The sequence below is a fragment of the Flavobacterium sp. HBTb2-11-1 genome, from assembly GCF_009826975.1.
In the GTDB taxonomy this organism is placed as follows: domain Bacteria; phylum Bacteroidota; class Bacteroidia; order Flavobacteriales; family Flavobacteriaceae; genus Flavobacterium.
Genome location: NZ_WUMO01000006.1, coordinates 215569 through 237674, shown reverse-complemented (window position 1 = coordinate 237674; position 22106 = coordinate 215569). Strand labels below are relative to the sequence as shown.

Sequence of the window (22106 nt, the reverse complement as noted above, 5' to 3'; positions counted from 1 at the left end):
CTTTACCAAATATAATATACAATGAAAAAATCAATTATAGCTTTAGCAACAGCGCTTACAGTAGTATTTAGTGCAAATACAGTTCAAGCAAAAACAAATAATACCGAATTAGCAGCAATAGAAACTGCAGATTCTCAACTGCAATCTGTTTACGATGCTTATTTTACTGTAAAAGATGCACTTATTAAAAGTGACAGCAAATTGACTTCGGCGAAAGCCAAAGATTTATTGACAGCGATTACTGCAGTAAAAATGGACAAACTAAAAAACAACGAACATACTGTGTGGATGAAAGTGGTAAAAAAATTAACTGCCGATGCTAAAAGTATTTCAGCTACAACAGATCTTAAAAAACAGCGTGAGACTTTTAAATCGTTGTCTAAAAGCACTTACGATCTTATAAAAGTTTCAAGTCCAGAACAACCAATCTATAAACAATATTGTCCAATGGCAGACGCTGATTGGTTAAGCAAAGAAAAAGCAGTTAAGAATCCGTACTACGGTTCATCTATGCTGACTTGCGGAAATGTGGTAGAAACGATCAAATAAATATGAAGCTTTACATCAAAAATATGGTGTGTAGCCGATGCAAAATGGCAGTGAAGTCTGAGTTCGAAAAACTCGGACTTCAACCTACTGCTGTAGAATTAGGAGAAGTTGAACTGAATGAAGAAATCAGCGATTCGCAAAAAGAAGTTTTATTAGAAAATCTTCTAGCTTTAGGTTTTGATCTAATTGACGATAAAAAAACAAAAACGGTTGAAAGAATAAAAAACCTGATTGTAGATTTGGTGCATCATAAAAACAATGATCTTAAAATCAACTTATCTGAATATCTAGCCGAAAATCTGAATCAGGATTATAATTCGCTCAGCAATTTGTTTTCGGAAATTGAAAACACCACGATTGAAAAGTATTTCATTAGTCAGAAAATTGAAAAAGTAAAAGAATTATTGGTGTATAATGAACTTTCGTTAAGCGAAATTGCTGATATTTTAAACTATAGCAATGTGGCTCATTTGAGTAATCAATTCAAGAAAATCACAGGCTTTACTCCAACTTCTTTCAAACAATCAAAAGATAAAAAGCGTATTCAGATCGAGAATATATAATTTCTTGTAAAAACGAAGAATTATTCTCTCGCAGATTTAAACAGATTTGGCAGATATTTTTTTAAGATTTCTAAAAATTAAATCTGCTCAATCTGCAGAATCTGCGACAGACTTAACCACAAAGATTGTAAGATTATATTTAGCCACAGGTTATAAGGATTAAAAAGGATTTTAAAATCTGTGTTAATCTTTTTAATCTGTGGCTAACTTTTTTACATAATCATTCGTAATTTATTCAGAACATAGCCCAAGGTTTCAACTGTGGGTACAAAATTGAAATGCGATACGTCCCAAGGTTGAAACCTTAAGCTATGTTTTATATAGGATTCGCAAAGATACTTTACGACAATGCTTTGCGAACTTTGCGTTTTTACAAAGTCTGGCAAATCAAAAAAACCTTGCGTCCTTTGCGGTTAAATAAAATTTCGTAAATCTTACAAATCATTCCCAAAATTCTACAAACCGAACTCGCAGATACTTCGGAAATTTGCATTGTAACATTAAAAACCAATACAATGACTCATCAATATATAATTTCAGGAATGTCATGCAACGGATGCCGAACCAAAGTCGAAAAAACTTTAAATGAAGTAGAAGGTGTTCAGGCAGAAGTAACTTTGGATCCGCCAATGGCTACGATTACAATGGAAAAACATGTTCCGACAGAAAAATTTCAGGAAGTTTTATCTGCTACGGGAAATTATACTATTGAAATGGATTCTCCTAAAAATCATGGAGAAACTACCTTTAAATCTTGCTGTTCTAGTCATAAAAAAGATCATCACAGCCACAATCACAATCATCATAAAACAGAAACTAAAAAAGTGCACCAGCACAGTGCAAATGGCGTTTATTATTGCCCAATGCATTGCGAAGGCGACAAAACATACAATAAACCTGGAGATTGCCCAGTTTGCGGAATGGATTTAGTACCGCAAGTTGCCGTAACTGCAACACAATTTACTTGTCCAATGCATCCAGAAATCGTTTCAAACGAACCGGGCGATTGTCCAATCTGCGGAATGGATTTGGTTCCTATGCAGGCTTCAGAAAGTGAAGAAAACAAAACTTATACGGATTTGCTGAAGAAAATGAAAATTGCGATTTTATTTACGCTCCCTATTTTCATTATTTCAATGTCTGAAATGATTCCGAATAATCCATTATATAATGTAATGTCGATTGAAAAGTGGAATTGGGTTCAGCTTTTATTTTCAATTCCCGTTTTGTTTTATGCTGGATGGATGTTTTTCGTTCGTGCATACAAATCAATTGTGACTTGGAATTTAAACATGTTTACACTAATCGGAATTGGAACTAGTGTTGCTTTCCTATTTAGCATTATCGGAATGTTTTTTCCAGATATTTTCCCATCTGAATTCAAATCACATCACGGAACGATTCATTTGTATTTTGAAGCGGCAACGGTAATTATCACCTTAGTTTTATTGGGACAATTATTAGAAGCTAAAGCACACGGGCAAACCAACGGAGCAATAAAAGAGTTATTGAAATTAGCTCCAACAGAAGCGACTTTGGTTGAAAACGGTGTAGATAAAGTAATCTCTATTCACAATATCAAAAAAGGCGATTTGCTTCGTGTGAAGCCAGGAGAAAAAATTCCTGTAGACGGAAAAATAACTACTGGAGAAAGCAGTATCGACGAATCTATGATTACTGGCGAACCAATTCCTGTAGACAAAAAAACTGGTGATGCTGTAATTTCAGGAACTATAAACGGTACAAAATCATTTGTGATGATTGCCGAAAAAGTAGGTTCAGAAACCATGCTTTCGCAGATTATCCAAATGGTAAATGACGCCAGCAGATCACGCGCTCCAATTCAGAAATTAGCCGATCGCGTTTCTAAATATTTCGTTCCAACGGTTGTAATCATTTCGGTTTTAACCTTTTTTGCTTGGGCGAAATTCGGTCCAGAACCTGCTTATGTCTACGGATTGATTAATGCAATTGCTGTCTTGATTATTGCTTGCCCTTGCGCACTTGGACTCGCAACTCCAATGTCGGTTATGGTTGGCGTTGGAAAAGGCGCTCAGCATGGAATTTTAATCAAAAATGCCGAAGCTCTGGAAAACATGAATAAAATTGATGTTTTAATTACCGATAAAACTGGAACCATTACGGAAGGAAAACCATCTGTAGAAAAAATTTATGCGGTTAATAATGATGAAGATTTTCTGCTTCAAAACATTGCTTCTTTGAATCAGCATAGCGAACATCCTTTGGCGCAAGCCGTAGTCAATTTCGCGAAAGCTAAAAATAGTTTGCTGAAAGAAGTTCAAGGTTTTGAAACCATTGCAGGAAAAGGTGTCTTTGGAAGTATCGAAGGCAAAAAAGTCGCTTTAGGAAATAAAAAATTAATGGATGAAATTGGAGTTTCTGTTTCTTCAGATTTAGAAAGTAAAGTAACTGCCGAACAAAATCTTGGAAAAACTATTTCGTATATTTCTATTGAGAAAGAAGTTTTAGGTTTTGTAGCGATTACCGATGCCATCAAAGAAAACAGCGCAAAAGCCATTAAAGAACTAATCGCTCAAGGTGTTGAGGTAATCATGATGACGGGCGATAATCATAATACTGCAAAAGCGGTTGCCGATCATTTACATTTGAGTTCTTTCAAAGCAGATTGTCTTCCGGAAGATAAATTAAAAGAAATCGAACGTCTTCAAGCGCAAGGAAAAATCGTTGCCATGGCTGGAGACGGAATCAACGATGCGCCTGCTTTGGCTCAATCCAACATTGGAATCGCAATGGGAACAGGAACTGATGTTGCCATCGAAAGTGCTAAAATAACTTTGGTAAAAGGTGATTTAAACGGAATTGTAAAAGCAAAAAACCTCAGCCATGCTGTAATGTCAAATATCAAGCAGAATTTATTCTTTGCTTTTATATATAACACTTTAGGAGTGCCAATTGCAGCAGGAATTTTATATCCGTTTTTAGGAATATTGCTTTCGCCGATGTTGGCTGCGGTTGCAATGAGTTTGAGTTCTGTCTCAGTAATTGTAAATGCTTTACGATTGAGAAATTTAAAATTGTAATTTGTAGTGTAATTATTTTAAACACATAGAAACATAGTTCTGCTTTGCGGTTAGAGGCGTTTCACTTATTTCAATACACATAGCTATGTGTGGAAACTAGTTTCTTCTCTTCTCTTTTTATAGACACAAAAATCTATGTTTCTATGTGTTAAAATTCAATTATGTTCAATTGATTTAAAATTATAAGCTAATGATTAAAATTAAATATATCCTGATCCTTTTTTTAATTGCTTTTCAACTAAAAGCTCAGAAAGTCGTGCGTTACGATTTGCATGTTCGCGATACGATTGTCAATTTTTCGGGTAAAGAAAAACGTGCTATTTCGGTTAATGGACAAATTCCGATGCCAACTCTAACTTTTACCGAAGGAGATATTGCAGAAATTTATGTGCACAACGAATTAAAAAAGGAAACCACTTCCATGCACTGGCACGGATTGTTTCTGCCAAATAAAGAAGACGGCGTTCCGTATTTAACCCAAATGCCAATTGAACCTGGAACGACTCATAAATATACATTTCCAATCATTCAAAACGGAACGTATTGGTATCACAGTCATTCGGGTTTGCAGGAACAAATTGGTTTATATGGACTTTTTATCATCAATAAGAAAAAAGACGATTCAACGATTAGAAAAGGTATTGACGATTTGCCGACAATTCCAGTTATTTTAAGCGAATGGTCAGATTTGAAACCAGAGAACATTCAGCGCATGCTGCACAATGCCAACGATTGGTTTGCCATAAAAAAAGGAACAACACAAAGCTATTTTGAAGCTTTAAAACAAGGACATTTTTCGACCAAAGTGACCAACGAATGGAAACGAATGAATGCAATGGATGTCAGCGATGTGTATTATGAAAAGTTCCTGATTAATGGTAAAAACGAACAGCAATTTTCAGATCTTAAACCTGGCTCAAAAGTAAGATTGCGAATTGCAAATGGCGGCGCTTCGAGTTATTTCTGGCTTACTTACGGCGGAGGAAAAATTACCGTTGTAGCCAGCGACGGAAACGATGTTGAACCAGTAGAGGTTGATCGTTTGATTATTGCCGTTTCTGAAACGTATGATGTTGTGGTTACGATTCCAGAGGATAATAAATCTTTTGCCTTTTTGGCTACAGCCGAAGACAGAACGGGATCTGCGTCTTTGTTTTTAGGAAGTGGAGAAAAACAGCCGGCTCACCATCTTTCGAAATTAAAATATTTTGAAGGGATGAAAATGATGAACGACATGATGAAAATGAACGGCGAAATGAACGATATGGACATGAATATGTCTCTGAATAAAATGGACATGAATGCTGTAATGTATCCTGAAATTTCAGGTGAAGATGAAAATGCAAAACCTGCGATGGATCATTCGAATCATAATATGGAAGAAATGAAAATGGAAAGCGACAGCGCCGAAACTTCAGAAATTGTGACTTTAAATTATGGCATGCTGAAATCTCCTTTTAAAACTAATCTTCCGAAAGATGCACCTGTAAAAGAATTGCGCTTTACGCTTTCTGGAAATATGAACCGTTACGTTTGGAGTTTGGATAATAAAGTGGTTTCTGAGACGGATAAAATTTTAATCAAAAAAGGAGAAAATGTTCGTATCGTTTTATACAACGGTTCGATGATGCGTCATCCAATGCATTTGCACGGACATGATTTTAGAATTCTAAACGAACACGGCGATTATTCTCCGTTAAAAAATGTGATTGATATTATGCCAATGGAAACCGATACAATCGAGTTTCAGGCAAATGCTGATGGCGACTGGTTTTTTCATTGTCATATTTTATACCACATGATGGCTGGAATGGGACGTATTTTTAGTTATGAAAATTCCGCTCCAAATCCGTTGATTCATCATCCTGAAATGGCTTTTAAAATGCTAAAAATGGACGATAGAATGTTTCATTTTATGGCCGAAAATGATTTTGCTACCAACGGAAATGATGGTGAAGCGATGTTCAGCAACACACGTTGGAGCATCGGAACGGAATGGAGATTGGGTTACAACGACAAACATGGTTATGAAACTGAAACTCATATTGGTCGCTACATTGGAAAAAATCAATGGTTAATGCCTTTTATTGGTTTTGACTGGCGTTACCGCAAAATGGGAATGGACGAACAGGAACAAAATCTTTGGGGACAAAAAAATACCAAAGACAATCGTTCGGTTTTCAGTTTAGGAGCCGAATATACTTTACCAATGCTCATAAAAGCGCAAGTTGAAGTTTATACCGATGGAAATGTAAGAGTACAATTTGAGCGAAAAGATATTCCGCTTTCGCAAAGACTTCGTATGAATTTAATGTGGAATACCGATAAAGAATATATGGCGGGATTGAAATATATTGTTGCCCGAAACTTCGGAATCACAACACATTATGACAGCGATATGGGAATTGGTTTTGGGGTTAATCTTAACTACTAAATACAATGGTGGAGTTTACAACTCATTAACAGATTTTACAAAAACATTAACAATTTGTAAGAATCAGCTATAAGAATTCGAATTATATTTGATTCACCAATTATAACTCTAACACAAAAAACATTTAATGAAAATGACAAAAGTAATCACGATAGCAACAGCTGCTTTATTTTCGATCGGTGTAATGGCTCAGGAAACAAAACCGGTAACAAAAGATAAAGAGAAAAAAGAATCTTGCTGTAAAAAAACATCAACTGATAAAAAAGATAAAAAATCTTGTTGCGTTAAAAAATAATTGAAACTTGGATTTCAACAAAAAAAGACCTCGCCAAAAACGAGGTCTTTTTTATATACTGTTTCGAAGCTTTGTCAAAGTTTTAAACTTTGACAAAGCTCTAAAAATTTAATTCGTGAATTCGTGGCTAAAAAACTATTTCACACGGATACTCCATTCAAAATCCATTTCAGAAACCTGAACACCTTCTTCATTTGTTCCAATAGATTTCATCCAGAACGTCTGCCCTTCTCCCGTTTCTATTGTTTTCTTTATGGCATCGGCAATCAAATGCCCATCGTTGCAGACAAAAGTAATTCGTCCTGTTGCTTTTTTAGTGAAGTTTCCTTTGTTATTGGCTACTAACATAGAAATTTTCTTTCCGCTTTGCTGTATCTGAGAAATCACCAAAGCCCCTGTTGTCAATTCTGCCGCCATAGCCTGAACAGCAAAATACATCGAGTTAAATGGATTCTGATTGATCCATCTGTGTTTTACTGTAACTGTACAACTGCTATCGTTAATGTCTTTTACACGCACTCCGCAAAAGTATGCAGAAGGGAGTTTGAACAAGACGAATTTATTAAGTTTTGATACCGAAAGTGCCATAGGATTATTTTTTTTATGTAAAAATACAAAAAAACTATGCGCGCACAATAAATTATTGACATATCAGAAAGAAGTCAACAAACACAAGGGTTCCAAATGATTTTCAACAATTTAAAGCTAATTTCATAATTTTAAATTTGTTAAATTTTTGTTAATAATTAGTACTATGCAAAACAAGATACTGTTTTTTAGACATATATTTGCATAAGAAATTACTATATACTTTTAATCATGGAAACAACAACACCACTCATCATGGAAAAAACATCAGAAAAGAATACAGCAACATTTACTCATTTAAGTACTTTAAGCCAATACATCATTCCGTTTGGGAACTATATTTTTCCGCTAATCATTTGGACAAATTATAAAGACAAGTCTGAATTTGCAGATCATCATGGAAAACAGGCTTTGAACTTTCAATTAAGCATTTTGCTTTATTCTTTGATTTTAGCGCTTATTGCGATACCGATTTTCGTTACTGTTTTCTTGCAGAATCTTCCATTAGAAGCCGTTTTTAATGACGATGATTTTGTAATTAGAAACTTTAACATTCAGGCAAACATTGGAATTTTAAGTGTGGGCATAACAGCTGTTATACTTTTCGGGTTATTAAAGTTTGTTGAATTCTTTTTAGTAATCTACGCTTCGATAAAAGCTTCAAACGGAGAGTTATACAAATATCCGCTTACGATTCCTTTTATAAAGTGACATTAAAAAATTAAAAGTTATAGTCGAAACATCAATCAAATCATATAAGTTTCGAAATCAATCATCAATCAAATCACCATCAATCAAAAAACGAATTGTTCAATCAAAAAAAAACAAAATGAAATTATGAACATTGAAAACACAAAAGCACAGATGCGCAAAGGTGTTCTTGAGTTTTGCATCTTATCAGTTCTAAAAGAAAAAGATGCCTATACCTCTGAGATATTAGACACTTTAAAAAACGCAAAATTACTAGTTGTAGAAGGAACCGTTTACCCGTTGTTAACTAGATTGAAAAATGACGGTTTACTAAATTATCGCTGGGAAGAATCGACCTCTGGGCCACCGCGAAAATATTATGGATTAACTGAGATAGGACAAACATTTTTAAACGAACTTAGCGGCACTTGGACAGAATTATCCGATGCTGTAAATCTAATCACCAATCAAAATCAATAAGTCATGAACAAAACAGTAAATATTAACTTAGGCGGGATGTTTTTTCACATCGATGAAGATGCATACTTAAAATTGACACGCTACTTTGACGCTATAAAACGATCACTTAACAACTCATCTGGTCAGGATGAAATCATTAAAGACATCGAAATGCGTGTTTCTGAATTATTGACAGAAAAACAAAAAAGCGAAAAACATGTTGTTGGACTGAAAGATGTTGATGAAGTGATTGCGGTAATGGGACAACCAGAAGACTACCGAATTGAAGACGAAGAAAATCCGAATCAGTCTTATAATAATTATGGTCCTAGAAAACACAAAAAATTATATCGCGATAAAGAAAAAGGTATGATCGGAGGTGTGGCTACAGGTTTAGGACATTACTTTGGAATTGATGCTGTATGGATTAAAATCATATTCTTAATCTTCGTTTTCGCAGGTTTTGGAACTGGAATTTTAGCTTATTTCGTTCTTTGGATCGTAACTCCTGAAGCAGTTACCACTTCAGAAAAATTGGAAATGACTGGAGAACCTGTAACAATTTCGAACATCGAAAAAAAAGTTCGCGAAGAAATTGATTCACTTTCTGAGAAATTCAAAAATGCAGATTATGACAAAATGGGAAACCAAGTAAAGTCGGGAGCTGAGAGAATAAGTAGTTCATTTGGAGACTTTATCATGACGATTTTTAAAATCTTTGCAAAATTCTTAGGAGTAATTTTAATTATATCAGGGATTTCAACCTTAATCATGTTATTGATTGGCGTTTTTACTTTGGGAACTAACATTTTTATCGATTTCCCTTGGCAGAATTTTATCGAAGCTGGAAACTTTACAGAATATCCGCTTTGGTCATTCGGATTGTTGATGTTCTTTGCTGTTGGAATTCCGTTTTTCTTCTTAACACTTTTAGGATTTAAACTGTTATCTCCAAACTTAAAATCAATCGGAAATATTACAAAATATACGCTTTTAGCTCTTTGGATTATTTCTATTGCCATTCTAACTAGTATCGGAATCAAACAGGCAACTGAAATTTCATACGATAACAAAGTAGTCGAGAAAAAAGTTTTGGCAATCAAACCAACAGATACTTTATATATTAAGTTCAAATACAATGATTATTATACAAAAAGTTTGAACCACTATAGAGAGTTTGAATTTGTACAGGATTCTGCAAACAATGATTTGATTTATTCTAATGATGTACGTTTACATGTATTACACACAGACGAATCGGCTCCGTTTATGCAGATAGAAAAAAGCGCAAGAGGAAACTCATTTACAAATGCTAAAAAAAGAGCAGAAAAAATTACCTATAAGTTTCAAGTTAGCGGAAATCATTTAATTTTGGATAATTATTTTCTGACAGATGTAAAAAACAAATTCAGAGGACAAGAAGTTGATATTTACCTGTATGTACCAGAAGGGCAATTAATCAAACCTGATTCTTCTGTAAGAGATTATTATAATTCAGACGACAATTTCTTCGAATTGAATTATAACGGAGATTACAATTACAAAGTTATCGGGACTAAAGTAAAATGTTTAAACTGCCCTGCTGATGAGGACAATGACAACAATTACGAAAGTGATTATGAGAATGATCAAAATGATTCTGATGCAAATACCACTAACGACACTATAAAAGAAGTTTCGGTTAAAATTAATGGAAAAGAAGTTTTAAACGGAAAAACAACTAAGGGAAAACTAACTACTGATAAAAACGGAGTGATAATCAAAATTAACTAAACCATGATAAAAATAATCATTCATATTACGAAATTTATAATTGCAACTGTTACTGCTTTATTGTTTGCTTCATGTAATTTTAACATGAATGCAATTGAAGGAAGCGGGAATGTTACCACAGAAAAAAGAACTGTTCAAGGAGAGTTTAAAAATATCTCTGTAAGCAATGCCATCGATGTGGTTATTGTACAGTCAGATGCTACAGAAATTACGGTTGAGGCTGATGACAATCTGCAAAAAGAAATTGTTACGAAAGTAGAAAACGGAACACTTATTATTGAGTGCAAGTACAATTCTTTCCGCAACATTACATCAAAAAAAGTAACCGTAAAAATGCCAGTTGTTCATAAAATAGAAGCTTCAAGTGCTTCAACGGTTGAAACTGATGGACTTGTTCAAGGTGAAGATATTACTTTAGAAGCTTCGAGCGCAGCATCAATGGATGTTAAAATCGAATCGGACAGAATCGCAGTAGATGCAGGAAGCGGAAGTTCTGTAGAAATTGAAGGTAAAGCATTAAGTCTTACTACTTCGGTTTCTAGTGGAGGAAGTATTGATGCCGAAAAATTAATGGCAAATGATGTTCGTGCAGATGCTTCTAGCGGAGGAACCGTTTCTGTACGTCCAATCTTAAGTCTAAAAGCAGATGCTTCTAGCGGAGGAAATATTAACTACAGCGGTAATCCAAAAACAGTTGAAAAATCTGCAAGCTCTGGAGGAAACGTAAACAAAAGCTAAAAAAACAACTGTTAAATATAAACGAAATCATTCACCAAAAGTGGATGATTTTTTTATATTTGTCAAAATCAAATCTAGAATTAATGAAAAAAAGTACCGCCCTACTCCTATTATTACTTGTTACAACTCTGACTTTCGCTCAAAAAAGAGAAAAAATTAAAGGTTCTAAAATTGTAACTACCTCAATAAAAGAAGTTGGAAGTTTTGATGCCCTTGAAGTTGATGATAATCTGGAAGTTTATCTAGAACAAGGAGAAAAAAACGAAATTAAAATTGAAGCCGATGACAACCTGCACGATATTGTAGGTATGGATTTAAGAGAAAAAACACTTCGCTTATACACCAATAAAGAATCTACTATTTTCAAGAAACTATCTGTTAAGGTTACTTATACTAAATCATTGAATAAAGTAATCACAAAAAATGAGGCAATAGTTTACGCTATTCAAGAACTGCAATTGGATGACATCACAATGAATTGTCTTGATTTTTCCAAATTGTATTTGAATGTAAACTCAAAAAAATTCACTTTAATCGCTGATGATAAATCCAGAACAGAATTAAACTTAAAAGCTGAAGACGGAAGTTTACAATTGAGCAAATATGCTGGCGTAAAAACATTGGTTTCTGCCATAAAATTCAAATGCGATTTGTACCAAAAAGCAACCGCTGCAATTGAAGGTATTGCAGAAAAAGCTACTATTCGATTAGACAACAATTCAGTTTTTACAGGAACAAAATTTACTTTGAAAGATGCAAATGTTACAGCTGAAGGTTCTGCCGTTGCTACCATTTTAGCAGAAAACACTGTCGCAATTGCAGCTGGAGACAAGTCTGAAATTTCATTATATGGCGATCCAAAAATAGACCTTACACGCTTTAGCGAAGAAGCTAAGCTGATAAAAAAACCAGGTGCACCAAAACCAAAAGCAACGACATTGTAAAACTTTCAAAACTTTTTAGGGTTTAAGATATAATGAAAAAGTCCCAATCATACGATTGGGACTTTTATTTTATAGTCCGTAAACTGTGACTGAGACCGTAAACTAAAAATTACTCTTTTGAAGCCAAATATCTTTCAGCATCCAATGCAGCCATACATCCTGTACCTGCAGCAGTAATTGCCTGACGGTATACATGATCTGCAGCATCTCCCGCTACAAAAACACCTTCAACATTTGTTTTAGAAGTTCCTGGTGTATTTACTATATATCCTGTTTCGTCAAGAGTAATGTAATCTTTAAAAATATCTGTGTTTGGTTTGTGACCAATTGCTACGAAGAAACCAGTTGCAGGAATTTCGATTGTTTCGCCAGTTGTTTTGTTTAAAGCTTTAATGGCATGAACAACATTACTATCTCCTAAAACTTCAACAGTATCGTGATTCATTAAAATCTCGATGTTTTCAGTTTTACGAACACGCTCTTCCATAATTTTAGAAGCTCTGAATTTATCGCTTCTTACTAACATGGTTACTTTTTTACAAAGTTTAGACAAATAATGTGCTTCTTCACAAGCAGAATCTCCTGCTCCAACAATAACAACGTCTTGGTTTCTATAGAAGAATCCGTCGCAAACAGCACACGCAGAAACCCCACCACCCATATTCAAATAGTGTTGTTCTGATGGTAATCCTAAATATTTAGCTGAAGCACCTGTAGAAATAATTACAGTTTCACAGTGCAATTCGATTGTATCGTTAATCCAAACTTTATGAATATCTCCAGAAAAATCAACTTTTGTAGCCCAACCGTCACGAATATCTGCACCAAAGCGTTTTGCTTGTTCTTGTAGCTGAATCATCATTTCTGGTCCTGTAACTCCATCAACATAACCCGGAAAGTTTTCAACCTCGTTAGTAGTAGTCAATTGACCACCAGGTTGCATTCCTTGATATAGTACCGGATTCATATTAGCTCTGGCTGCATAAATCGCCGCAGTATAACCTGCAGGGCCAGAACCTATAATAAGGCATTTAATTTTTTCGATTGTATTTGACATAGTAATAGTTTTTTTGAGTTGCAAATGTAAACTTTATTATAAAAAATATCGCCGAAAATAAATCTGAAATAGCTATGTCCAAATAAGTTTTATTTATTTTCATTTTTTCCTTTTGTAAACGAAATTTATTTATATCTTTGCATCCGCTTTCGGGCACTACAACAAAAATTACATCTTCGGGGTGTAGCGTAGCCCGGTTATCGCGCCTGCTTTGGGAGCAGGAGGCCGCAGGTTCGAATCCTGCCACCCCGACAAAAGTCTTTTCATTTATTTGGAAAGACTTTTTTTTTGCAATAAACTCAAAATAAAAATGTTGGAAAGTGGTTATCGCGTCCGATTCTGATCGGAAAAGCCAAAGGTTCTCCCGAAAGCTTTCGGGACTGCCACGCCGACAAAGCCGAACAGAAATGTTCTGCTTTTTTATTTTCATACATTGTGTTTCAATAGTTGAAACCATTGGCTATTTACCTCAAACAAGCCGAAAAATAAATAGCCACAAATTCACGAATTTTCTTTTTAAATATTTCATCTAATATTATTCGAATTAATTCGAAAAAATAACAGTAAAGATTTGAGAAAAATAATTCGTGAATTCGTGGCAAAAAAAACTCCCTAGTTATTTCTCCATACTTATGTAAGCAGGATAAGATTCACGATTTGGCAATGTAAATTCTTCATCAAAAGGCTGTGTACCTTCTCCATTACTATATACTGCTACACGTTTTACACCAGTTGCTGTGCTTCCACCTGTACCATTTATAACGTTTTGAATATTTCCAGAACCTGCAAAACGGGTAATGCACATTTTTTCGAGTTTCACATTCGGATTGTTTGGAATTTCAAAACCATTCTTTTTATTTACATTCCCATCTGTTCCTGTAAAAACGGCATAAGACCCCATTCCTATTGTATGATGTTCTTTTACGGAATTGGCTACTTTAAAAGCCGCATACCCATCAACCCTTCCCCCTTGACTACTCCAACTTGCTTGGTTTGGTGCGTCATAAGGCGGTTCATTTTGAAAGAAAAATGTTCTGCCACGTTCTCCCAACCACAACACTTCATATTCCTGAAAGTGCTCTACAAATAAAGCGTAAAGCGTAACATCATTTCCTGCCACAATAAGTCCGTTCTTACACCTGTCTCTTGTCCAGCGCGCGTCGCCGCCTTTTTGCGAACCGTGATCCGCACGCCACAACCAAAAATGATCGCCCACAACATTATTACTATTTATTTGCATAGAAGCTTGAATCTGAATATTTTTTGATTGAACTCCGCCTACTCTACAAGTAATATCGCTAAGCAAAATAGGATCTGCGATGTGATCTGCATTTGCTCTTTCATTGCCAATTCTAACTTGATACGTCGTACTATTAAATGAATCCATTAAAAGGCCAGCAATGATAATTCCGTCTTTATCATCAGCATAAATACATCCCCAAGTATTTTTTTCTGTAGGCTCTAGCGTTACAGAAGCAATACCAGCCCCCAGAAGTATAGCGTCTTTTCTATTTACCTGAATGGGAGCGTTCAAAGCATAATGTCCAGGAGTAAAAAATATGTTTTTGCCAGCTTTCAATGCAGCGTTAACCTCTACATCGGTATCTCCTTCTTTAGCCACGTACCATTTTGTATCCAAATCTTGAATTTCACCTTTCCCCATATCTGTTGCAGACCAAGAAACTCCTACTCTATCTTTTTGCCAAGCAGGAACAAACACTTTATACTCTCCATCGTTATCGATAAAAAGAAAAGGTTTTTCTCTAATAATTGGCGTTGTAGAAATTGGGGAATTAGCTTCATCTGCTTGTGGAGAATTTACACATCCCTGCCAAACCATATTGTACGAACCTCCCATCGCTCCAGAACCTGACGGAAAAACTGTATTTCTAGTATACCATTGCTGCTGTCCGCCCCAATTTGGCCTAGATGTTGTATAATGAGCATCAGCAATGAAACCGCCACTGCCCCAGAAATTTGTATTTCCAATATCTGAAATATATTTAGAAGTGCTTTCAATCAATAATCTTCGTGCGCTTGTTGACTGAGAAACAGTCCACGAAAAATCACGCATTACTTCTACATTTTCTACAGAACGCCAAAATGTACAAGTCGCATTTGCTCCTCCCGAAAGATGAGGTTTTGTAAAAATCGCACCTAATTTAACATCAGAAGGCACCTTTCCCAAACCTCCAATATGAGAGTAAAACCCTAACTCTATAGCGTTTGCCTCTGCTGAAGATGCAGAACCTGATCCGCCAACATCATAAGTTTGTCCATTTACATTAGGCTTAAAATAGTATGCTTGACGTTTTGTTGTCCACTCGCCATTTGCACCGCCTAAACCTATCCTGCTAAACTGCGAATTAATTTCATTTCGCGCCGTTTCAGCTTTTTCATATTTTCTGTCGTAGAAATACATATTGTCTCCAAAAATCTGATTTTCAAGCGAAATGATAATCGTGATATCATTTCGGCTTACTTTATAATAGTTCTCATATTTGCTAGTATTAGGCTTATTATCGATAAATGTCAATTTAGAAGTTGATCCTACCGACACAAAATCAGATGCCAGACGACTGCCTCCTCTTGTAATGGCATAATTTCCAGAAGTACCAAAAGCCGACCATGTTAAGGTGAGACTGTGTTTCTTTTTGTTGTAAACAATTTTGCGGTGGATTTTTTTATTTCCTTCTATTTTCTCGCTAGCAGAATAAGGCGAAACAAAACTGCATAAAAGCATCATAAACGTAAATACTGCAAATAATGAGATTATTTTTTTACTCATAACAATTTTCATTTTGTGGTTTGATAGATTGTAATACTTGTAGTTTTAAGAACGCCCAAAATAGCAATAATCTCTAATCTTTCTGTCCGTTTCTGAGCTCAATTTTCTCATCAAAAACACTACAAAATCTGAAAATTTTGTCTTTTTCTAACATAAATAAAGCTTATCGAATACATCTGTTTTTCTTTAATAATCTTTTTTTGCCCATAAAATAGAAAGAGAAAATAATATGAGAAGGATTATACTATTTATTGCCTTATTTTTTTCTGCCGTTGCAATCGCACAACAAAAAAACATCACTCGTATTGATTCATGTGCTTCAGTCAGAGAAAGTATACCATACAAGAAAAACGCCCATGCTTCTTATTATCATGACAAATTTAACGGACGAAAAACAGCAAGCGGGAGAAGATTTAACAACAATGATCTTACTGCAGCACACAAAAAATTCCCTTTTGGCACCCTATTAAAAGTAACGAACGAAGCAAATAAGAAATTTGTTATTGTAGAAATTACAGATCGCGGACCTTTTGTAAAAGGACGAGAAATTGATCTCAGCAAAAGGGCTTTTATGGAAATTGCTTCTAACAAAAAAAGCGGGGTAGCTTATGTCACTATCGAAGTTTTAAAATAGATCTTTTGATCTAATCAAAATTTAGGCCTTCGTCATTTTGCAGCAAGAATATCGCCTAAATTATTCAAAAAACTTATTAATAATTTTATTCATAACTAAAATTATTTTCTGTCAAACTCCTATAAAACCCCGATTAGACACACTTTCACAAATGTTAACAAAATAGATTTTCAGAAACCATAAATAATTGTATTTTTACGGTTCAAAATTCAGAAAATAAATGGGCAAAATCATTGCTATTGCTAATCAAAAAGGAGGCGTTGGAAAGACTACTACATCAGTAAATCTTGCTGCCTCATTAGGTGTTTTAGAAAAAAAAGTATTGTTGATCGACGCTGATCCACAGGCCAATGCTACATCTGGTCTTGGAATTGACGTAGAAACAGTTGAAACTGGAACTTACCAAATACTTGAGCATACTGTAACACCAAAAGAAGCCGTTTTAAAATGTACAGCTCCAAACGTTGACGTGATACCAGCTCACATTGACCTTGTTGCTATCGAAATTGAATTGGTTGACAAAGAAAACCGTGAATACATGCTTAAAAAAGCATTAGAAGAAGCAAAAGAAGAATATGATTATATCATTATCGATTGCGCACCTTCTCTAGGTTTGTTAACCTTGAATGCTTTAACAGCTGCAGATTCTGTAGTTATTCCTATTCAGTGTGAATATTTTGCACTTGAAGGATTAGGTAAACTATTGAACACTATTAAGAGTATTCAAAAAATACACAACCCAGATCTTGACATTGAAGGATTATTGCTTACAATGTATGATTCAAGATTACGTTTATCTAATCAGGTTGTAGAAGAAGTTCAAAAACACTTTAACGATATGGTTTTTGATACTGTAATTCAGCGAAATGTAAAATTAAGTGAGGCTCCGAGTTTTGGAGAAAGTATCATCAACTATGATGCTACAAGTAAAGGTGCCGTAAACTATATTCATTTAGCACAAGAAATTATAAAGAAAAACAGTAAATAGTTTTTATGACAAAAGTAATTAAAAAACAAGCCTTAGGAAGAGGATTATCTGCCTTATTAAAAGATCCGGAAAACGACATTAAATCAGTAGAAGACAAAAATGCTGATAAGGTTGTTGGAAATATCATTGAACTTGAAATAAGCGCGATTGAAATAAATCCGTTTCAGCCTAGAAGCAATTTTAATGAAGAATCATTACGCGAATTAGCCACTTCTATCAAAGAACTTGGTGTAATTCAACCTATTACTGTTCGTAAATTAGATTTTAATAAATACCAGTTAATCTCTGGAGAGCGTCGTCTTCGTGCGTCTAAATTAGTAGGGCTTACTCATGTTCCTGCATATATTCGTATTGCAAATGACAACGAATCATTGGTTATGGCTTTGGTTGAAAATATCCAACGACATGACTTAGACCCAATCGAGATTGCTTTATCATACCAGCGTTTGATTGACGAAATTCAATTAACTCAAGAACAAATGAGTGAAAGAGTGGGTAAAAAACGTTCGACAATTGCCAATTACTTGCGTCTTTTAAAATTAGATCCGATTATCCAAACCGGTATTCGCGATGGTTTTATCAGCATGGGACACGGTAGAGCCATTATCAACATTGAAGATTTAGACGTTCAGACTGATATTTATCAAAAAATCGTTAGTCAAAATTTATCTGTACGTGAGACAGAAGCTTTAGTTAAAAATTACCACGAAGGTCAACAGCCTAAAGCTGATGGAAAACCTAAAGCTGATGCCGCTTTTATAGTCAGAGAAACACAAAAAAACACTTTCAACGATTATTTTGGCTCAAAAGTTGATATAAAAGTCGCTGGTAACGGAAAAGGAAAAATTACAATTCCATTTAATTCTGAAGCTGACTTTAACAGAATTATAAAATTAATAAACGGATAGTGAATAAAATTGTCCCCATTGGTCTATTGTTCTTTCTAACAGGAACCGTTTCTCTTTTTGCCCAGGTAAAAAAAGACACGGTTTTGGTCGTAAAAGACACTACTGCATTACAAGAAATAGACCCGCTTACACCAGCAAAAGCAGCTTTTTATTCTGCTATTTTACCAGGTTTAGGCCAAGCATACAACAAAAAATATTGGAAAATTCCATTGGTCTACGGAGCAATCGGAACTAGTTTATATTTTTATATAGACAACAATAAAAAATACCACGATTATCGTGACGCCTACAAACGAAGATTAGAAGGCTACAACGATGATAAATATCAATTTTTGGATGACAGCCGTCTTGTTGATGGACAAAAATTCTACCAAAGAAACAGAGATCTCTCTGCATTGTTTGTTGTCGGATTCTATGTCTTAAACATTATCGATGCCAATGTTGATGCCGCGTTGATACAGTTTAACGTAAACGAAAGGCTTTCAATGCGTCCAGAAATTTATCCCGACGATGTAACATTTAGACCAAATGTCGGACTAACCTTTAATTATAAGTTTTAATAGATCATATTCTATTTAAAAAATCAAAAACAAATCATAATGAAAATTGCGCTTTTAGGATACGGAAAAATGGGTAAAGTAATTGAAAGAATTGCTTTAGAAAGAGGTCATGAAATAGTTTTAAAGAAAGACGAATTTAACACCTATGACGGACTTTCAACAGCCGATGTTGCCATTGATTTTAGCGTGCCATCAGCAGCAGTTAGCAATATCTCAGCATCTTTTAATGCTAATGTGCCTGTAGTATCAGGAACAACAGGATGGCTTGAACATTATGATGAAATGATTGCGCTTTGCAACGAGAAAAAAGGAGGATTTATTTCTAGCTCAAATTTTAGTTTAGGAGTAAATATTTTCTTCGGACTAAATGAATATTTAGCTAAAATCATGAATCAATTTGATTCTTACAAAGTTTCGATGGAAGAAATCCACCACATCCACAAACTTGACGCTCCAAGCGGAACAGCTATTTCTTTAGCACAAGGTGTTATCCAAAACAGCAATTATGCCAATTGGACTTTAGAAGAAGCAAAAGCAAATGAAATTCATATTGAAGCAAAAAGAATTGGAGAAGTGCCTGGAACACACACCGTAACTTACGATTCGCCAATAGACAGCATCGAGATTAAACACACCGCTCATAATCGTGAAGGTTTTGCATTAGGCGCTGTTATTGCAGCCGAATGGCTAGCAGGAAAACAGGGAATTTTCTCTATGAAAGATGTACTAAACTTAAAATAATTGAATAAAATTTGGACTTAATTTAATCTGGATTTAAATTTTAAAATACAATATTATGACATTTTACTCTTGGTTCGTATTTTTCCTAGGTGTTCAAATTATTCACTTTCTTGGAACATGGAAATTATATCAGGCGGCAGGAAGAAAAAGCTGGGAAGCTGCAATTCCGGTATACAATTCTATCGTTTTAATGAAGATTATCGGACGCCCAACATGGTGGACATTACTACTTTTCATCCCAATCATCAACTTGATTATGTTTCCAGTTGTGTGGGTAGAAACATTAAGAACATTTGGTAAAAAATCAACTTTAGATACTATTTTAGGCCTTGTTACTTTAGGTTTTTATATCTATGTAGTCAATTATACTCAAAAATTAGAGTATCATAAAGATCGCAAACTAACTCCTGACAACAAAGCAGCAGATACCGTTAGCTCTTTATTATTTGCCATTATTGTAGCAACATTAGTACACACTTATGTTGTACAGCCTTATACGATTCCAACATCGTCTTTAGAAAAATCTTTATTGATTGGCGATTTCTTATTTGTAAGCAAATTAAACTACGGTCCTAGAGTTCCCATGACAACGGTAGCCTTGCCAATGGTTCACGACTCTATTCCTATGACAAAAAGCAAATCATATTTAAGCTGGCCACAATTACCATATTTAAGACTACCAGCTATCCAGAAAATAAACCGATGCGATATTGTCGTCTTTAACTGGCCTGTCGATACGGTTCATTATTTCTTCGAACCAAAAGGAAGACCTGGTGTAATTAAGCCAATTGACAAAAAATCAAACTACGTAAAAAGATGTGTTGGTATTCCTGGGGACAGTTTATCAATAAAAGATGGCTATGTTTTTATTAATGGAAAAAAATTAGTTTTACCAGAAAGAGCTAAACCACAATACTCATACGCTGTAGCATTAGACGGGAAAACACCTATTGATTTTGAAACCATTTTCAAAGAATTGGACATTACAGATCCTGCAGGCTTTAGAACAGAAAAAAGAGATACACTTTATTTAGGAGCCTTAACAGAAGCTGGAGCAGAAAGATTTAAAAACACTCCTGGCGTTACTGCCGTTATCCGAAAAGTTGATCATGGAGATGACAATGCTATTTTTCCTCATATCAACAAATGGAACCAAGACAACATGGGACCAATTTACATCCCTGAGGCAGGAAAAACGGTTGCTCTAACAAATGAATCTCTTCCTTTCTATAAAGAGATTATCACAAATTACGAAGGAAACACATTAGAATTGCAAGGTTCAAAATTCTTAATTAACGGAAAACCTGCGACAACGTACACTTTCAAACAGAACTACTACTGGATGATGGGAGACAACCGTCATAACTCTGAAGACAGCCGCTATTGGGGTTACGTACCTGAAAATCATATCGTAGGAAAACCAGTATTCATTTGGATGAGCTGGGATACCAACGGAAAAGGCATCAATAAAATTCGTTGGAACAGAGTATTTACAACTGTAGACGGCGAAGGTCAGCCTCATTCTTACTTTAAATATTTCTTAATAGTTCTTGCCATCTACTTCGTTGGAGATTTTATCTGGAAAAAAAGAAGAGAGAATAAAGCATAATTAAAAAATAAGTTATTTTTGTGTCAGGTTTCAAGTTTTGCGTTTTTAACGTCAGCTTGAAACCTGAAACATTTAAACAAGAATTAAAACCATGAATTCCTTAATACTTCCAACTTATTTCCCATCTATCAGTCATTTTGCCGTAATAGCACAATCAGACAGCATTACTTTTGAAATGGAAGACAATTTTCAGAAACAGACCAATAGAAATAGAACTTATATCTATAGTCCGAACGGAATTCAATTATTAAACATTCCTGTTAAGCACTCTAAAGCAACGCATCAGAAGACAAAAGATATTTTGATCGAAAACGAATTTGATTGGCAGAAACAGCATTTTAAATCGCTTGAGGCCGCATATAGAAGCTCTCCTTTCTTCGAATATTTCGAAGATGATATCACACCTATTTTCGAGAAAAAACACCAATTTTTGATGGATTTAAACTTCGAAGTATTAGACGTTGTGACAAAATGCCTTCGAATGAAACTGGAATTCGGAAAAACTACAGAATACTTTCATGAAGTTGCTGATTTTGCCGATTTCAGATATCTAGCGAATGGTAAAAAGGATGCTAATTCTTTTGAAAAATACACTCAGGTATTTGATGACAAACATGGTTTCATCAACAATTTAAGTGTTCTGGATTTGCTTTTTAACGAAGGTAAATTTGCAATGGATTATTTAAAAACACAAAAGATCATATAAGTTATGAGTTATGAATTTTC

Annotated in this window: 20 protein-coding genes and 1 tRNA gene; 18 read left to right on the top strand and 3 right to left on the bottom strand. The window is 34.8% G+C overall.

The features are described from left to right. Window positions 1–21 precede the first annotated feature (21 nt). The 5 genes from GR162_RS15135 to GR162_RS15115 all read left to right on the top strand — a co-directional run bounded on the left by GR162_RS15135 (window position 22) and on the right by GR162_RS15115 (window position 6903). The gene (locus GR162_RS15135; protein ID WP_160782833.1) at window positions 22–549 is read left to right on the top strand and encodes a DUF3347 domain-containing protein; all 528 of its coding nucleotides are present in this window, start codon (window positions 22–24) and stop codon (window positions 547–549) included. A 44-nt stretch (window positions 550–593) separates the two neighbouring features. Beyond that, complete coding sequence (locus GR162_RS15130; RefSeq protein ID WP_237421372.1) at window positions 594–1112, top strand: AraC family transcriptional regulator; 519 nt, start codon at window positions 594–596, stop codon at window positions 1110–1112. Window positions 1113–1627: 515 nt separating this feature from the next. Then, window positions 1628–4174: a heavy metal translocating P-type ATPase gene (locus GR162_RS15125; protein WP_160782831.1), complete on the top strand. Its 2547-nt coding sequence runs from the start codon at window positions 1628–1630 to the stop codon at window positions 4172–4174. 190 nt (window positions 4175–4364) lie between these two features. Next, window positions 4365–6608: a multicopper oxidase family protein gene (locus GR162_RS15120; protein WP_202393947.1), complete on the top strand. Its 2244-nt coding sequence runs from the start codon at window positions 4365–4367 to the stop codon at window positions 6606–6608. A gap of 133 nt (window positions 6609–6741) precedes the next feature. Next, window positions 6742–6903, top strand: a complete 162-nt coding sequence (locus GR162_RS15115) for a hypothetical protein (RefSeq protein WP_160782830.1) — start codon at window positions 6742–6744, stop codon at window positions 6901–6903. A 135-nt stretch (window positions 6904–7038) separates the two neighbouring features. On the opposite strand, the gene GR162_RS15110 is transcribed toward GR162_RS15115, so the two are convergent. Then, a complete protein-coding gene (locus GR162_RS15110) occupies window positions 7039–7491 on the bottom strand; it encodes a DUF4442 domain-containing protein (protein WP_160782829.1) in 453 nt (150 codons plus the stop codon). Between the two features lie 255 nt (window positions 7492–7746). Here GR162_RS15110 and GR162_RS15105 point away from each other — a divergent pair, with 255 nt between their 5' ends. The 5 genes from GR162_RS15105 to GR162_RS15085 all read left to right on the top strand — a co-directional run bounded on the left by GR162_RS15105 (window position 7747) and on the right by GR162_RS15085 (window position 12095). Further along, window positions 7747–8202, top strand: coding sequence for a DUF4870 domain-containing protein (locus GR162_RS15105; protein WP_160782828.1), 456 nt, complete (start codon window positions 7747–7749; stop codon window positions 8200–8202). A gap of 126 nt (window positions 8203–8328) precedes the next feature. Continuing rightward, entirely contained in the window at window positions 8329–8661 is a 333-nt protein-coding gene (locus GR162_RS15100) for a PadR family transcriptional regulator (protein ID WP_008464689.1), read from the top strand. 3 nt (window positions 8662–8664) lie between these two features. Next, the gene (locus GR162_RS15095) at window positions 8665–10413 is read left to right on the top strand and encodes a PspC domain-containing protein (RefSeq protein ID WP_160782827.1); all 1749 of its coding nucleotides are present in this window, start codon (window positions 8665–8667) and stop codon (window positions 10411–10413) included. A gap of 3 nt (window positions 10414–10416) precedes the next feature. Further along, window positions 10417–11151 (top strand): head GIN domain-containing protein, encoded by a 735-nt coding sequence (locus GR162_RS15090; RefSeq protein WP_160782826.1) that lies wholly within the window; start codon window positions 10417–10419, stop codon window positions 11149–11151. An 83-nt stretch (window positions 11152–11234) separates the two neighbouring features. Next, on the top strand, window positions 11235–12095 hold the full coding sequence (locus tag GR162_RS15085) for a GIN domain-containing protein (RefSeq protein ID WP_237421371.1): 861 nt from the start codon (window positions 11235–11237) through the stop codon (window positions 12093–12095). A gap of 109 nt (window positions 12096–12204) precedes the next feature. Here GR162_RS15085 and trxB read toward each other — a convergent pair whose 3' ends face one another. After that, a complete protein-coding gene (trxB, locus tag GR162_RS15080; protein WP_160782824.1) occupies window positions 12205–13152 on the bottom strand; it encodes a thioredoxin-disulfide reductase in 948 nt (315 codons plus the stop codon). 177 nt (window positions 13153–13329) lie between these two features. Between trxB and GR162_RS15075 the strand changes: the two genes are divergently transcribed. Then, window positions 13330–13404, top strand: a tRNA-Pro gene (locus GR162_RS15075). 364 nt (window positions 13405–13768) lie between these two features. Here GR162_RS15075 and GR162_RS15070 read toward each other — a convergent pair. After that, on the bottom strand, window positions 13769–15940 hold the full coding sequence (locus GR162_RS15070) for a hypothetical protein (RefSeq protein ID WP_160782823.1): 2172 nt from the start codon (window positions 15938–15940) through the stop codon (window positions 13769–13771). A gap of 229 nt (window positions 15941–16169) precedes the next feature. Here GR162_RS15070 and GR162_RS15065 point away from each other — a divergent pair, with 229 nt between their 5' ends. From GR162_RS15065 to GR162_RS15035, 7 genes are all read left to right on the top strand, one after another. After that, complete coding sequence (locus GR162_RS15065; RefSeq protein ID WP_160782822.1) at window positions 16170–16574, top strand: septal ring lytic transglycosylase RlpA family protein; 405 nt, start codon at window positions 16170–16172, stop codon at window positions 16572–16574. Between the two features lie 220 nt (window positions 16575–16794). Beyond that, a complete protein-coding gene (locus tag GR162_RS15060) occupies window positions 16795–17562 on the top strand; it encodes a ParA family protein (RefSeq protein WP_008464569.1) in 768 nt (255 codons plus the stop codon). A 5-nt stretch (window positions 17563–17567) separates the two neighbouring features. Then, on the top strand, window positions 17568–18470 hold the full coding sequence (locus GR162_RS15055) for a ParB/RepB/Spo0J family partition protein (protein WP_008464568.1): 903 nt from the start codon (window positions 17568–17570) through the stop codon (window positions 18468–18470). Then, window positions 18470–19030, top strand: a complete 561-nt coding sequence (locus GR162_RS15050; RefSeq protein WP_160782821.1) for a DUF5683 domain-containing protein — start codon at window positions 18470–18472, stop codon at window positions 19028–19030. Before GR162_RS15055 ends, GR162_RS15050 begins: the two co-directional genes overlap by 1 nt. Window positions 19031–19069: 39 nt before the next feature. Beyond that, the gene (gene dapB, locus GR162_RS15045; protein WP_160782820.1) at window positions 19070–19771 is read left to right on the top strand and encodes a 4-hydroxy-tetrahydrodipicolinate reductase; all 702 of its coding nucleotides are present in this window, start codon (window positions 19070–19072) and stop codon (window positions 19769–19771) included. Window positions 19772–19826: 55 nt separating this feature from the next. Continuing rightward, entirely contained in the window at window positions 19827–21380 is a 1554-nt protein-coding gene (lepB, locus tag GR162_RS15040) for a signal peptidase I (protein ID WP_160782819.1), read from the top strand. 91 nt (window positions 21381–21471) lie between these two features. Continuing rightward, window positions 21472–22086 carry a WbqC family protein gene (locus tag GR162_RS15035; RefSeq protein WP_129748907.1) on the top strand — a complete coding sequence of 205 codons (615 nt, stop codon included), beginning with the start codon at window positions 21472–21474 and terminating at the stop codon, window positions 22084–22086. The last annotated feature ends 20 nt before the right edge of the window (window positions 22087–22106 follow it).

What these genes read in the sequence shown, in the direction of transcription:
- GR162_RS15070 (WP_160782823.1), bottom strand. Translation starts at nt 15,940, where the DNA reads ATGAGTAAAAAAATAATCTCATTATTTGCAGTATTTACGTTTATGATG.
- GR162_RS15130 (WP_237421372.1), top strand. Translation starts at nt 594, where the DNA reads ATGGCAGTGAAGTCTGAGTTCGAAAAACTCGGACTTCAACCTACTGCT.
- GR162_RS15065 (WP_160782822.1), top strand. Translation starts at nt 16,170, where the DNA reads ATGAGAAGGATTATACTATTTATTGCCTTATTTTTTTCTGCCGTTGCA.
- lepB (WP_160782819.1), top strand. Translation starts at nt 19,827, where the DNA reads ATGACATTTTACTCTTGGTTCGTATTTTTCCTAGGTGTTCAAATTATT.
- GR162_RS15135 (WP_160782833.1), top strand. Translation starts at nt 22, where the DNA reads ATGAAAAAATCAATTATAGCTTTAGCAACAGCGCTTACAGTAGTATTT.
- trxB (WP_160782824.1), bottom strand. Translation starts at nt 13,152, where the DNA reads ATGTCAAATACAATCGAAAAAATTAAATGCCTTATTATAGGTTCTGGC.
- GR162_RS15110 (WP_160782829.1), bottom strand. Translation starts at nt 7,491, where the DNA reads ATGGCACTTTCGGTATCAAAACTTAATAAATTCGTCTTGTTCAAACTC.
- GR162_RS15085 (WP_237421371.1), top strand. Translation starts at nt 11,235, where the DNA reads ATGAAAAAAAGTACCGCCCTACTCCTATTATTACTTGTTACAACTCTG.
- GR162_RS15105 (WP_160782828.1), top strand. Translation starts at nt 7,747, where the DNA reads ATGGAAAAAACATCAGAAAAGAATACAGCAACATTTACTCATTTAAGT.
- GR162_RS15035 (WP_129748907.1), top strand. Translation starts at nt 21,472, where the DNA reads ATGAATTCCTTAATACTTCCAACTTATTTCCCATCTATCAGTCATTTT.
- GR162_RS15100 (WP_008464689.1), top strand. Translation starts at nt 8,329, where the DNA reads ATGAACATTGAAAACACAAAAGCACAGATGCGCAAAGGTGTTCTTGAG.
- dapB (WP_160782820.1), top strand. Translation starts at nt 19,070, where the DNA reads ATGAAAATTGCGCTTTTAGGATACGGAAAAATGGGTAAAGTAATTGAA.
- GR162_RS15060 (WP_008464569.1), top strand. Translation starts at nt 16,795, where the DNA reads ATGGGCAAAATCATTGCTATTGCTAATCAAAAAGGAGGCGTTGGAAAG.
- GR162_RS15090 (WP_160782826.1), top strand. Translation starts at nt 10,417, where the DNA reads ATGATAAAAATAATCATTCATATTACGAAATTTATAATTGCAACTGTT.
- GR162_RS15115 (WP_160782830.1), top strand. Translation starts at nt 6,742, where the DNA reads ATGACAAAAGTAATCACGATAGCAACAGCTGCTTTATTTTCGATCGGT.
- GR162_RS15055 (WP_008464568.1), top strand. Translation starts at nt 17,568, where the DNA reads ATGACAAAAGTAATTAAAAAACAAGCCTTAGGAAGAGGATTATCTGCC.
- GR162_RS15095 (WP_160782827.1), top strand. Translation starts at nt 8,665, where the DNA reads ATGAACAAAACAGTAAATATTAACTTAGGCGGGATGTTTTTTCACATC.
- GR162_RS15120 (WP_202393947.1), top strand. Translation starts at nt 4,365, where the DNA reads ATGATTAAAATTAAATATATCCTGATCCTTTTTTTAATTGCTTTTCAA.
- GR162_RS15125 (WP_160782831.1), top strand. Translation starts at nt 1,628, where the DNA reads ATGACTCATCAATATATAATTTCAGGAATGTCATGCAACGGATGCCGA.